This is a genomic window from Micromonospora globispora, from assembly GCF_003857015.1.
GTDB classification, from domain to species: Bacteria; Actinomycetota; Actinomycetes; order Mycobacteriales; family Micromonosporaceae; genus Micromonospora; species Micromonospora globispora.
Map to the genome: position 1 here is coordinate 1 of NZ_QGGF01000430.1, position 12,945 is coordinate 12,945.

9 protein-coding genes and 2 pseudogenes are annotated in these 12,945 nt (G+C 72.8%); 7 read left to right on the forward strand and 4 right to left on the reverse strand.

Annotation, left to right across the window (positions count from 1 at the left end; all coding sequences use genetic code 11):
- The 5 genes from DKL51_RS23150 to DKL51_RS23170 form a co-directional block, all read left to right on the forward strand.
- A partial coding sequence (locus tag DKL51_RS23150) for an EAL domain-containing protein (RefSeq protein ID WP_260428632.1) occupies positions 1–904 on the forward strand: 904 nt, incomplete at its 5' end.
- 156 nt (positions 905–1,060) lie between these two features.
- Positions 1,061–1,366: an Asp-tRNA(Asn)/Glu-tRNA(Gln) amidotransferase subunit GatC gene (gatC, locus tag DKL51_RS23155; protein ID WP_109946638.1), complete on the forward strand. Its 306-nt coding sequence runs from the start codon at positions 1,061–1,063 to the stop codon at positions 1,364–1,366.
- A complete protein-coding gene (gene gatA, locus DKL51_RS23160) occupies positions 1,363–2,838 on the forward strand; it encodes an Asp-tRNA(Asn)/Glu-tRNA(Gln) amidotransferase subunit GatA (RefSeq protein WP_109965638.1) in 1,476 nt (491 codons plus the stop codon). The genes gatC and gatA overlap by 4 nt, the downstream gene beginning before the upstream one ends.
- Before the next feature lie 13 nt (positions 2,839–2,851).
- Positions 2,852–4,351 carry an Asp-tRNA(Asn)/Glu-tRNA(Gln) amidotransferase subunit GatB gene (gene gatB, locus DKL51_RS23165; protein ID WP_109946640.1) on the forward strand — a complete coding sequence of 500 codons (1,500 nt, stop codon included), beginning with the start codon at positions 2,852–2,854 and terminating at the stop codon, positions 4,349–4,351.
- A gap of 117 nt (positions 4,352–4,468) precedes the next feature.
- Complete coding sequence (locus DKL51_RS23170; RefSeq protein ID WP_124812476.1) at positions 4,469–6,835, forward strand: thiamine pyrophosphate-binding protein; 2,367 nt, start codon at positions 4,469–4,471, stop codon at positions 6,833–6,835.
- Positions 6,836–7,135: 300 nt separating this feature from the next.
- Here DKL51_RS23170 and DKL51_RS36585 read toward each other — a convergent pair.
- The 3 genes and pseudogenes from DKL51_RS36585 to DKL51_RS23185 all read right to left on the reverse strand — a co-directional run.
- Positions 7,136–7,261, reverse strand: a pseudogene (locus DKL51_RS36585) (IS110 family transposase); the annotation flags it as partial.
- 590 nt (positions 7,262–7,851) lie between these two features.
- Positions 7,852–9,456 (reverse strand): metallophosphoesterase, encoded by a 1,605-nt coding sequence (locus tag DKL51_RS23180; protein ID WP_124812477.1) that lies wholly within the window; start codon positions 9,454–9,456, stop codon positions 7,852–7,854.
- A gap of 125 nt (positions 9,457–9,581) precedes the next feature.
- A complete protein-coding gene (locus DKL51_RS23185; RefSeq protein ID WP_124812478.1) occupies positions 9,582–10,757 on the reverse strand; it encodes a PQQ-dependent sugar dehydrogenase in 1,176 nt (391 codons plus the stop codon).
- Between the two features lie 103 nt (positions 10,758–10,860).
- Between DKL51_RS23185 and DKL51_RS23190 the strand changes: the two genes are divergently transcribed.
- Positions 10,861–11,787, forward strand: coding sequence for a 2-hydroxyacid dehydrogenase (locus DKL51_RS23190; RefSeq protein WP_124812479.1), 927 nt, complete (start codon positions 10,861–10,863; stop codon positions 11,785–11,787).
- 7 nt (positions 11,788–11,794) lie between these two features.
- Here the strand turns inward: DKL51_RS23190 and DKL51_RS23195 are convergent, their stop codons facing one another.
- Positions 11,795–12,172, reverse strand: a complete 378-nt coding sequence (locus DKL51_RS23195) for a PH domain-containing protein (RefSeq protein ID WP_109946983.1) — start codon at positions 12,170–12,172, stop codon at positions 11,795–11,797.
- Positions 12,173–12,415: 243 nt separating this feature from the next.
- Between DKL51_RS23195 and DKL51_RS23200 the strand changes: the two are divergent.
- Positions 12,416–12,945 (forward strand): annotated as a pseudogene (locus DKL51_RS23200) (GGDEF domain-containing protein); the annotation flags it as partial.

Here is a 12,945-nt window from a genome sequence, read left to right on the forward strand (position 1 = left end):
CGAGGCCACCACCTGCCCCGATCCCGTGCCGAACGGGTCGGCCGGCGCTTCGGCGCCCGCCGCGCCGGTGGCGGCGCCGGCTCCCGTCCGTAGGGCGGCGCGGGCCGAGGACCCGGCCGTGGACGCGGGCGAGATCACCATGTACTACCAACCGCAGATCGCCATCGCGACCGGTGAGGTCGTCGGGGTGGAGGCGCTGCTGCGGTGGTGGCACCCGCGTCGCGGCATGGTCGACCCGGGTGAGCTGATCCAGGTCGCCGAGCAGAGCGCGGTCATGCGGCTGCTCACCCGCCGGGTGGTGGACGACGTGGTCGAGCAGCTGGCGAAGTGGTCGGCGGCCGGGATCGCCCTGCGGGCCGCGCTCAACGTCAGCGTCCGGGACCTGCACACCGGGGAGATCGCCGAGCAGATCGCCGACCGGCTCAGCCGGTACGGCGTCCTCCCCGACCGGCTTCAGGTGGAGATCACCGAGGGGGCGCTGATGGCCGACCCGCGGCGGGTGCTCGCCAGCATCACCCAGCTCCACCGGATCGGCGTGGGCATCGCGCTGGACGACTTCGGCACCGGCTACTCGTCGTTGCAGCACCTGCGCCGGCTGCCGCTGTCCGAGGTGAAGGTGGACCGATCGTTTGTGCTGGGCATGGCCGACGACGCCGACGACGCGGCGATCGTCCGGTCGATGATCGAGCTGGCCGGGGCGCTCGGCTTGCGGGTGGTCGCCGAGGGGGTGGAGGACGAGCGGACCTGGCGGCTGCTCCACGCGGCCGGCTGCGACGTGGCGCAGGGCTGGTTCCACGCCCGGCCGATGCCCGCCGAGGAGCTGGCCGCCTGGCTGGCCCGGTATCGTCCGGTCCGGCCGGCGGTCGGGGCCGACCCGGAGACGCCCCGCCGACAGGGCCGGTGACGCGATCGGCGTCCCGTTCGGCGGGCCGGAGGGGGAGTCGGAGGCGTCGGCGGCAGCGCAGGACAATAGACTCGCTCCGGTCACCGCGCGTCATCTCCACCCATCGCGCGGTCGACACGCCGCAGAGGCAGCAGGACAGCCACGAAGGGGGCACCGATGGCCGCCATCTCCCGCGAGGAGGTCGCGCACCTGGCGCGACTGTCGCGGCTCGCCGTCACCGAGGAGGAGCTGGACACCTTCGCCGGCCAGCTCGACGTGATCCTCCAGTCGGTCGCCCAGGTCGGTGAGGTCGCCGCGGCGGACATCCCGCCGACCTCCCACTCGGTGCCGCTGACGAACGTCCTGCGGGACGACGTCGTGGTGCCGGGCCTGACCCCGGAGGAGGCGCTGTCGGGTGCGCCCGACGCCGAGGAGCAGCGGTTCCGCGTCCCGCGGATCCTGGACGAGGATGTGGCTTCATGACTGACCTGACCAGGCTGACCGCGGCGGAGGTCGCGGATCTCGTCGCCTCCGGCGGGACGTCCGCCGTCGAGGTGACCCAGGCCCACCTGGACCGGATCGCCGCCGTCGACGACCGGGTGAACGCGTTCCTGCACGTCGACACCGAGGGTGCGCTGGCCGCCGCACGCGCGGTGGACGAGCGCCGGGCCGCCGGCGAGGAGCTGGGCCCGCTGGCCGGCGTGCCGGTCGCCGTCAAGGACGTGCTCACCACCAAGGGCGTGCCGACCACCGTCGGGTCGAAGATCCTGGAGGGCTGGCGGCCGCCGTACGACTCGACGCTCGTCCAGCGGCTGCGCGCCGCCGGCACGGTGATGCTCGGCAAGACCAACATGGACGAGTTCGCGATGGGCTCCTCCACCGAGTACTCGGCGTACGGCCCGACCCACAACCCGTGGGACCTGAGCCGGATCCCGGGCGGCTCCGGTGGCGGCAGCGCGGCGGCCCTCGCCGCGTACGAGGCGCCGCTGGCGATCGGCTCGGACACCGGCGGCTCGATCCGCCAGCCCGGCGCGGTCACCGGCACCGTCGGCGCGAAGCCCACCTACGGCGGCACCTCCCGGTACGGCCTGGTGGCGTTCTCCTCGTCGCTGGACACCCCGGGCCCGTGTGCCCGTACGGTGCTCGACGCCGCGCTGCTGCACCAGGTGATCGGCGGGCACGACCCGCGCGACTCCACCTCGATCCCGCAGCCGGTGCCGGACGTGGTCGGCGCGGCGAAGCTCGGTGCGACCGGCGACCTGACCGGGGTGAAGCTCGGTGTGGTCACCGAGTTCACCGGCGAGGGCGCCGAGCCGGGCGTGATGGCCGCGTTCCGCGAGTCGGTGGAGGCGCTGGCGAAGCTGGGCGCCGAGATCGTCGAGGTCTCCTGCCCGCACTTCAAGTACGCGCTGCCGGCCTACTACCTGATCGCGCCGAGCGAGTGCTCCTCCAACCTGGCCCGCTTCGACGGCGTCCGGTTCGGCCTGCGGACCGGCGACGACGGCAACCGGTCGCTGGAGGAGGTCATGTCGCTGACCCGGGAGGCCGGCTTCGGCCCGGAGGTCAAGCGGCGCATCATGATCGGCACCTACGCCCTCTCCTCGGGCTACTACGACGCCTACTACGGGCAGGCGCAGAAGGTCCGCACGCTGATCACCCGGGACTTCACCTCGGCGTTCGAGCAGGTGGACGCGCTGATCTCGCCGACCACCCCGTTCGTGGCCTTCCCGATCGGCGCGCGCACCTCAGACCCGTACCAGATGTACCTGGCCGACCTGTTCACCATCCCGACCAACCTGTACGGCGGACCGGCCATCTCGGTGCCGTGCGGGCTCTCCGACGGGCTCCCGGTCGGCCTGCAGATCATGGCCCCGACGATGGCCGACGACCGGATGTACCGGGTCGCCGCTGCGCTGGAGTCCACCGTCGGCACGTTCACCCCACCGGCACTGTGAGGCAGGAGCACCGATGACGACGACACTGCCCGCGTACGACGAGGTCGTCGCACGCTACGAACCGGTGATCGGCCTGGAGACCCACGTCGAGCTGGGCACGAACACCAAGATGTTCTGTGGCTGCCCGACCGACTTCGGCGGCGCGCCGAACACCCGGGTCTGCCCGGTCTGCCTGGGCCTGCCCGGCTCGCTGCCGGTGGCCAACAAGGCGGCCATCGAGGCGACGATCCGGATCGGCCTGGCGCTGAACTGCTCCATCGCGGAGTGGTGCCGGTTCGCCCGGAAGAACTACTTCTACCCGGACATGCCGAAGAACTTCCAGATCAGCCAGTACGACGAGCCGCTCTGCGTCGATGGCTACCTGGACGTCGAGGTCAACGGTGAGCTGGTCCGGATCGGCATCGAGCGGGTGCACCTGGAGGAGGACACCGGCAAGACGCTGCACGTCGGTGGCGCCACCGGCCGCATCCACGGCGCGACGGAGTCGCTGGTCGACTACAACCGGGCCGGTATCCCGCTGGTGGAGATCGTCACCAAGCCGGTCCCCGGCACCGGCGCGCTGGCGCCGGAGGTGGCCCGGGCGTACGTCACCGAGCTGCGCGACGTGATCCGTTCGCTGGGCGTCTCGGACGTCCGGATGGAGGAGGGCTCGCTGCGCTGCGACGTCAACACGTCGCTGAACCTGCCGGGCCAGGAGTGGGGCACCCGTACCGAGACCAAGAACGTCAACTCGCTGCGGTCGGTCGAGCGGGCGGTCCGGTCGGAGATGCTGCGCCAGGCATCGGTGCTCGATGCCGGCGGCAAGATCACCCAGGAGACCCGGCACTTCCACGAGGACAGCGGCGACACCACCCCGGGCCGGTCCAAGGAGACCGCCACCGACTACCGGTACTTCCCGGAGCCGGACCTGGTGCCGCTCGCGCCCGACACCGCCTGGGTGGCCGAGCTGAAGGCGGCCCTGCCGGAGCTGCCCCGGCTGCACCGCCGCCGGCTTCAGAAGCAGTGGGGGCTGTCGGACCTGGACATGCAGTCGGTGCTGAACGCCGGCGCGGTCGAGCTGATCGAGCAGACCGTGGCCGCCGGCGCCACCCCCGCCGCCGCCCGCAAGTGGTGGCTCGGTGAGCTGTCCCGGCGGGCCAACGAGACCGGCGTGGAGCTGGCCGACGTCGGGGCCACCCCGGGGCAGGTCGCCGAGCTGCAGGGTCTGGTCGACGCGGGCAAGCTCAACGACAAGCTGGCCCGGACCGTGCTGGAGGGTGTGGTGGCCGGCGAGGGTTCGCCGACCGAGATCATGACCAACCGCAACCTGGAGGTCGTCTCCGACACCGGCGCGCTCACCGCCGCGGTGGACGAGGCGATCGCCGCCAACCCGGGTATCGCCGACAAGGTCCGCAGCGGCAAGGTCGCCGCGGCCGGCGCGCTGGTCGGCGCGGTCATGAAGACCACCCGCGGCCAGGCGGACGCCAAGACCGTCCGCGAGCTGATCCTGGAGCGCCTCGGCGCCCAGGGCTGAGCCCACCTCCGGAGGCCGCCGTCCCACCCGGCGGCGGCCTTCGGCCTTTTTTCGAGTACGCGGCCACCCCGCACCCCCCTCGGAGGGCGTCAACGGCGACGCCCGGATGGAGCCACCGTGAACGACCGTCCCGAGCACGACCTCGAAGTCCTCGACGAGATCCAGCGGCGGGTGCTCTGGCTCGCCACCCGGATCGTGGACGCGGCCAACCACGACCGGAACACCGGCGACGGGGTCAAGGTCGGCGGCCACCAGGCGTCGAGCGCCTCGCTGGTGACCGCGATGACCGCGCTCTGGTTCGCTCACCTGGACGCCGAGGACCGGGTGGCGGTCAAGCCGCACGCCTCGCCGGTGTTCCACGCCATCCAGTACCTGCTCGGCAACCTGGACCGGTCGTACCTGCCGAAGCTGCGGGCCCGCGGTGGGCTGCAGTCGTACCCGTCGCGGACCAAGGACCCGGACGAGGTGGACTTCTCCACCGGCTCGGTCGGGCTGGGCGCCGCCGCGCCGCTCTTCGCCGCGGTCACCCGCCGCTACGTCGACGCGCATTTCGGGGAGCGTCCGCACTCCCGGTTCATCGCCCTGATCGGTGACGCCGAGCTGGACGAGGGGAACATCTGGGAGGCGGTCGCCGACCCGGCCACCACCGGCCTTGGCAACGTGATGTGGCTGGTCGACTTCAACCGCCAGTCGCTGGACCGGGTCGTCCCGGGTATCCGGATCAACCAGTGGCGGGGCCAGTTCGAGGCCGCCGGCTGGCACGTCGTCGAGGTCAAGTACGGCCGCAAGCTCGCCGCCGCGTACGCCCGGCCGGGCGGGGAGCGGCTGCGCGACTGGATCGACCGGATGCCGAACGAGCAGTACCAGTCGCTGTTCGGGCTGAGCGGGCCGGCCCTGCGCAAGCAGTTCCTCGACGGGGCGCCCGAGGGCATCGCGGAGTTCATCGCCGACATCCCCGACGACGAGCTGGGCCCGCTCGTCACCGACCTGGGCGGGCACGACCTGGAGGCGATGCTCGACGCGTACGCCCAGTGCGACGCGGTGACCGACCGGCCCAGCGTGGTGTTCGCGTACACGATCAAGGGGTGGGGTCTGCCGATCGCCGGCAACCCGCGCAACCACTCGGCGCTGCTCACCACCGAGCAGGTCGACGCGCTGCGCGCCGCGCAGGGCCTGACCCGCGAGACCGAGTGGGACCGGCTCGACCCGGCGACCCCGGCCGGGATCAGGGCAGGCGAGCGCCGGGAGGCGCTGGCTCGCGCGCCGCGTGAGCGGGCGCTGGGGGTCACCGTCCCGGAAACCACCAAGGTACGGGCGAACAAGCCGGTCTCCACCCAGGAGGTCTTCGGCCGGGTGCTGGTCGACCTGGCCCGCGACGAGAACGTGGCGCCCTACCTGGTCACCACCGCACCGGACGTGGCCACCTCCACGAACCTCGCCGGGTTCATCAACAAGACCGGGGTGTTCGCCCCCACCGAGCAGCGCTCCTGGACCGAGGACCGGATGCTGCGGTGGACGGAGAGCCCGGCCGGCCAGCACATCGAGCTGGGCATCTCGGAGATGAACCTGTTCCTGCTGCTCGGCCAGCTCGGCCTGTCGTGGGACCTGTCGGACCAGCCGCTGCTCCCGGTCGGCACCGTGTACGACCCGTTCGTGCTGCGCGGCCTGGACGCCTTCCTCTACGGCACCTACTCCGGCTCCCGCTTCGTGGTGGCCGGCACGCCGTCCGGCATCACGCTCGCCCCCGAAGGCGGCGCCCACCAGTCCACCATCACCGCCTCGGTGGGTCTGGAGCTGCCCGGCGTCACGTTCATCGAGCCGGCGTACGCGGCCACCCTGGACTGGCTGCTCTGCGACGCGCTCGGCCAGATCGCCGGCGGTGCCGCGCCGGCCGCCACCGCCGCGCCGGCCGAGGACGGGGCGTACTACTTCCGGCTCAGCACCCGCCCGATCGACCAGGCGCCCTTCGAGGCGGCCCGGGCCCGGATCGGCGACGCGGTGCTGCGGCGGCAGGTGGTGGCCGGCGCCTACCGCCTGGTGGACGCCCACGAGGCGTACCCGCAGCTGGCGGACGCCCCGGTGGTGCAGCTCGCCGCCTCCGGTGCCGTGCTGCCCGAGGTCCTCGCGGCCGCCGCGGAGCTGGCGGAGGAGGGAGTCGCGGCGCACGTCGTCGACGTGACCTCGCTGGACCGGCTCTACCGGGCCTGGCAGCGCACCCTGCGCCAGGGCGTGCGGACCGCGACCGTGCCGAGCGTGCCGGGCGCCCTGCGGTCGGCCTTCGCGGACCGGGTGCCGGTGGTGACCGTGCACGACGCGGCGTCGCACGCGATGGCCTGGCTCGGTTCGGCGGTCGGGGCCCCGGCGGTTCCGCTCGGGGTGGACGAGTTCGGCCAGTCCGGCAGCGTCCAGGAGCTGTACGAGCTGCACGACCTGCTCCCCGGCAGCATCGTCAACGCCGCCCTGGCCGCCCTCTCGCTGCGCTGAGCGCCCATCCCACCCTGGGACGCTGAACGGCCCCTTCGCCGCACGGCGCTTCCACAGCGGCCCCTTCACGACTTGGCGGCCCGTCGGCGGGGCGGCCACTTAACGCGATCAGCGATCCCATCGCTGAGAGTGATGGCGGGACCGCCACGAGAGAGTCCCGCTCGTTCCTTTGCTCTGCTGCACCCACCGCAACGCCGCCGCGGAGCAGGGGAAACACGGAACGGATCCGGTATCGTCTCTTCACCCTGGGTGACTGTGCGTGGGCTGCGGCAGAGCAAAGACATCCCAGGAGCTTGAATGTCAAGCAGCGGCCTTGTTGAGGTGATGCGACCAGGCGGTCGTCTCGTCGTAGACGGTGCCGGTTTTGAGGCATCCGTGCAGGATGCCGACGAGCCGGTTGGCGAGCTGGCGCAGCGCTGCGTTGTAAGGAGTTCGCCGGATGGCTCACTCCCAGAACTCATTAGTGTGGTGGCCACTAACGTTCGCCGGGTTGCCGCCCTTCCCGCTCACACGCGGCACGCTGCTGCTCGTCGAGCAAGCGTTGGCCACGCGGCCGAAGGGCTGACCGCCTACCGAGAGGCCGCCACCAACGCCTGGTCGCTACCGGGAATCCATCCAAGCGTCTGGCAAGGCTGTCCACCATCCGGCCGTCGTCCACCGCACGGGCACCGGCCAACGCAACATGATCAGGCGAAACGTAGGGATGGCGCCGCAGCGCTGCCAGATGCGAAGCCGCATCCATGAGCTGTCTCAACGTAAGCTCCGGCGGCAGCCGGACCGCGAGCTCGGGGTGGCCGAGAAGAACAAGTAAATCGGTAGGTGTCGTAGCCGACCGAAGAGCGGCTCGTAACGGACGAGTCACACCGAGCGGCATAGTTGCACGGTAGCTCCGCCTAGCCCGGCCAACGTTGGTGGTCACCGCATTAGGGAAGTGCTCGCTATCCCGATTCCCCGGCCGGCTGAGCGGAGAGTGACGTGGCGTGTCCTGACGGACGGGCCCACAGCCGGCGCGCGGGTCAGCGGGTGGGCGTCGGGGTGGCCGGCCCGAGGGTGGGGGTGGGGGTGACCGGCACCTGCTCCCCCTTGGCCGGCTCCTTGATCACGTGCCGCTCCAGGTTGACCTGTGACTGCCCGGTGCCGCCGACCGTGATGTCGTCGTACGCCTGGAGCAGCTTCTGCTGGTCGAAGTAGAGCACGCTCATCGACAGCGGAGTGGGCTTCTCGCCTTCCAGGCCGCGCAGCCCGGCGCCGCCCGTGGAGCCTTCCACCATCAGCTGGGTGGGCTGCTGCCCCGGCACCTGCGGCAGCTTGGATACCTGCCGCTGGTGGAGGTGCCCGGCAAGCACCAGCGGGCAGGTGCCGGAGAGCGGGCCGGCCGAGGCGGGGTCGTGCACCAGCGCGATGTTCACCTTCTGCGGCGAGTTGCGCACGGTCGTGGCGAGCTGTTCGCCGGCCCCGATGACCCGCTCGGCGACCTGCTTGGTGAGCCCGCTGCCGGCAGGCGAGGTGTTCTTGTCCGGGGTGAACCGCGGGTCGCCGATGCCGGCGATGGTCAGCCCGGCCACCGTGGTGGTCGTGTTGTCCAGCACGATCGCGTTCGGCTGCCGGGCCACCGCCGCGGCCGTCTTTCCCGAGTCGTGGTTGCCCCGGATGTAGACGTACGGCTTCTTGAGTTGCGCGATCGACCCCACGAAGGACGCCTCCGGCTCGCTGCCCCAGTCGGTGATGTCCCCGGTGTCGATCACCACATCGATGTCGAACTGCTCCACCACGGTCTGGATCAACGACCACCCGGTCGGGTTGAGATGCATGTCGGACACGTGCAGCACGCGGGTGGTGCCGGGTGCTGGCGCGTAGACCGGCAGCGCCGAGACGGTGGTGTAGAGCTTGCTCACGTTGCCGACCAGCAGCCTGAGCTGCTCGGCGTACTTGCTGTAGTCGTTGGCGATCCGGCGGGCATCGCCGACGATCGCCGGGGCGTTGACCAGCAGCCCCTCGTAGCGCGGCTCCTCTATCGCCTGCGGGCGCAGGGTCGCGGCGGACAGCCCGAGACTGCCGCCGGCGACCGCCACCGCCAGCCCGCCGGCCCAGGCGGTCCGGCGGACGTTGCGGAACACCAGCGCGGCCAGCAGCAGGGTGATCAGGACGGCGCAGCCCAGCGTCCGCACGCCGAGGCGCATCACCCCCGTTCGGACGTCCTCGACGGCCGACTGGCTGGCCCGGTTGATGCTCGCCGGATCGTTGATGATCGCCTCGGTACGCCGCTGGTCCAGCGAGCCCAGCTCCACGGTGAGGTGGGTGGGCCCGTCGTGGCTGTCCAGCTGCAGGGCGCCCAGCGGCGGAATGTCGACGGTGGTGCTGCCCGCGACTGCCGGGGCCAGCTTGAGCTGGGCCCGGAACGGCCCGATGTCGGTGCTGACGTGCCCACCGGCGTAGGTGCCGATGACCACCCCGGCTAGGGCGACCGCAAGGACGGCCAGCGCCATCCCGAACCGCCGCAACCGGCTGCTGCGATCCGGCCGCCCGGTACGCCGCGGTCGGATCGTCCAGCGTCGGGTGCGCCCGGTCGCCGGAGCGCCATTGTCCCCGGTGTTCCGCTGCTCGTTCTCCTGGCCGTCCATGCTGAGATTCTGACCTGCCCGTCGAAGGATCTTGGCAAACCCGAAGGATGCTGTTGCTTCTCACCTGTCCGGTCCGGATGGCGGACCGGACGCCCCGGCTCCCGATTCCGGTGGCGGCGGCCGGGTCAACTCCGACCGGCGCCGCCGTCGGCGAAGACCAGCCGCAGGACCCGGTCGTCCTCCGGCACCGGCCGGCCGCGGCCGTCCCGGTTGGACGTGGTGACCCAGATGGACCCGTCCGGGGCGGCCGCCGCCGCCCGCAGCCGACCGTACCTGCCGGTCAGCAGCTCACGGGGTTGACCGAAGACGGTACCCGTGTCGGTGAGCTCCACCAACCAGAGTCGCTGGCCGCGCAGACAGGCGGTGACCAGCAGCCGCTCCACCGCGGCCAGCCCCGAGCAGGACGCCTCGGCGGTCCGCCACTGCACGATCGGGTCGGCGTAGCGCTTGTCGCCGGCGCGTCCCTCGACCTGCGGCCAGCCGTAGTTGCCGCCCTTGGTGATCTGGTTGATCTCGTCCCAGGTGTTCTGGCCGAACTCGACCGCGTACATCCGCTTGGCGGCGTCCCAGGCGAAGCCCTGGACGTTGCGGTGACCCAGCGACCAGACCGGGGAGTCGGGGAACGGGTTGCCCGGCGCCGGCTTGCCGTCCCGGGTGATCCGCAGGATCTTGCCACCGAGGCTCTTCGGATCCTGCGCGGCCGCCTGCCGGCCGGCGTCGCCGGTGCTGGCGTAGAGCATGCCGTCGGGGCCGAAGCCGAGCCCGCCGCCGTTGTGGTTCCGGGCGGCCGGGATGCCGGTGAGGATCGGGGTGGGCCGCCCGCCGAGCTGCAGTCGGACGATCCGGTTGTCCTGTCTGGTGGTGTAGTAGACGAAGACGGTCCGGTCCTTCGCGTAGGTCGGAGAGACCGCGATGCCCAGCAGCCCGCCCTCGCCGCCCGGGGCGACGTCCGCGATGGTCTGCACGACGGTGACCTTCAGCCCCTCCCGCCCGGACTCCGGGCCGACCTGGAGGATCCGCCGGCTGTCCCGCTCGGTGACCAGCGCCGCGCCGTCGGGCAGGAACGCGATCGCCCAGGGCACCCGCAAACCCTTGGCCAGCACCGTGGCCACCACCTGCTGACCGGCGCCGCCCGGGCTGGCCGTCGCCGACGGGGTCGGGAAGTTCGGCGGCTCGCCGGCCGGGTCCGGTTCCGGCTCGCCGAACGCGCAACCGGCGGTGCCCAGCAGCAGCGCGGCGCAGGACGCCGCGAGCGCCGCCCGCAGGCGGTCGATCGGGGGGTACGGGGGACGCGCGCTCACCCCGCCCAGCCTAGTCGGGACATGGGACGATCCGGGCCTGACAGATCGGAGCCTGGCGCTCCCGCGCGGCCGACGGGCGTTCCGGCGACTATCGTCGGCGGTCGTGAAGGTATGGATCCCGCACCGCGCCGGCCACGCCCTCCTCGGTGAGCTGCCCTCCGGGGTCACCGTCGAGCTGATGGAGGACCCGGACCGGCTGCCGTCGGCCCCGGCGGACGTGCGGTTCTGGGTGCCGCCGTTCCTCGCCGGTCCCGCCGCCACCGCCCTGCTGGCCGAGCTGCCCGACCTGCGGGTGGTGCAGTTGCTCTCCGCCGGGGCGGACGCCTGGGCGGGCCGGATCCCGGCGGGCGTCACGCTCTGCGACGCGCGGGGTGTGCACGACTCGGGGACCGCCGAATGGGTGGTCGCCGCGATCCTGTCCCAGCTGCGCGGCTTCGGTCCGCTGGCCCTCGCGCAGGCCCGCCGCGAGTGGGCGTACGACGCGGTGGCCCCGACCGACGAGCTGGCCGGCAAGCGGGTGCTGATCGTCGGGGCGGGTTCGATCGGGGCGGCGCTGCAGGCCCGGCTGGCCCCGTTCGAGGTGACCTTCACCCTGGTCGCCCGCACCGCCCGCCCGGCCGAGGGGGTGCACGGGGTGGACGAGCTGCCCGCCCTGCTTCCCGAGGCCGACATCGTGGTGGTGCTGGTCCCGCTCACCGATCAGACCCGCGGGCTGATCGACGAGAAGTTCCTCGCCGCGATGCCCGACGGCGCGCTGCTGGTGAACGCCGCCCGCGGACCGGTGGCCCGGACGTCGGCGCTGGTCGCCGAACTCAGCACCGGTCGGCTGCGGGCCGCCCTGGACGTCACCGATCCCGAGCCGCTGCCCGCCGACCATCCCCTGTGGGAGCTGCCGAACGTACTGATCACCCCGCATGTGGCCGGCTCGGTGCGCGGGCTGCTGCCGCGGGCGTACCGGCTGGTGGGCGATCAGGTGCGCCGGTTCGCGGCCGGGGAGCCGCTGGCCAACACGGTGGTGGACGGCTACTGAGCGGCGCTCAGCGGGCGGTGTCGGGAAGCTCCTGACCGGTGGCGCCGACCAGCCGCGGCAGGTCGGCGGCCCGGACGGCGGGTAGCACCAGGTGCTCCCCGTCGTCGAGCCGGACGACCGCCCGGCCGCGCGGGTCCGCGGTCAGCTCGGTCACCCGCTCCCAGGCGATCCGGCGCTGGCCGAAGAGCGCTCGCAGCCGCAGCTCCCGGGAGTCGGCGTCGGTGCCGGAGCGCCACGCCCAGACCCCGACGGCGAGCGGGATCAGCAGCACCCAGAGCAGCCACCAGCGGGCGGTGGCCAGCGGCAGGGCGCCGATGAACGCGACGATCGCGGCGACCAGGATCGCCTGGTTGTGCCGGAAGCGGATGGTGTCGGCGCGACTCACCCCCCGATGATCGCACCCCGGACCGGCTCCGTTCCGTCCGGGCCGGAACGCGTGACCGGAGCCATCGATGTGACCACGGTCACCTGTTCGGCGCCGTAACCCCGGTGGCGGGGATGTCGTTTTCTCCGCGTGGTCGCGCCGGGCCTGCCCGGTCGCCACCGTTCATCCGCCCCGTCCGACTCCGGCTCCCGCACGCCGCTCCGCAACCCCACCGCCCCGTGCCCCCTCACGAAGGCGATCGCCGTGCCCGTCGCGTACCCCTCCCTCCGTCGTCGCCCGCCGCTGCCCGACGTCGTGCCGGCGGTCGGCGCGCTGCTCCTGCTGGCCGGTGTCGTCGGCCTCGTTCCGCCGTTGGCCGCCCTCGCGTTCGCGGTCGCCGCCGGATCCACCCTGGCCTGTGCCCGGCTCCTCGGGCTCGCCACCGGGGCGCAGAGGTCGGGGCCGAGCGCCGGCGCGGTCCGGTTGCCTCGCCGCACGGTCACGCTTCTCGACGCCGCCGTGCTGGCGGCGGGACTCGCCGTCGCGGTGCTGCCGCTGACCCGTCCCGCACACCGGCTGCCGCTGGTGCTGGCCGGCCTGGCCGTCGTCGTCCCGCTGTACGCGGAGGGCCTACTTCGGCTGCCCCGTCGCTCCCGCCTCTCCGGCCCGGAACGGCTCCGCCGGGTCGTCGACGTCACCGGTCTCGGCACCAGCCTGGTCTTCGCGAGCGCGGTGCTGCTGCCCCCGGGCGAGGTCCCCCCGGCGGCCCCGTTCCGGGCCGGAGAGGCGGGAGC

Coding starts and splice junctions, on each gene's coding strand:
- gatC (WP_109946638.1), top strand. CDS start 1,061: ATGGCCGCCATCTCCCGCGAGGAGGTCGCGCACCTGGCGCGACTGTCG.
- gatA (WP_109965638.1), top strand. CDS start 1,363: ATGACTGACCTGACCAGGCTGACCGCGGCGGAGGTCGCGGATCTCGTC.
- gatB (WP_109946640.1), top strand. CDS start 2,852: ATGACGACGACACTGCCCGCGTACGACGAGGTCGTCGCACGCTACGAA.
- DKL51_RS23180 (WP_124812477.1), bottom strand. CDS start 9,456: ATGGACGGCCAGGAGAACGAGCAGCGGAACACCGGGGACAATGGCGCT.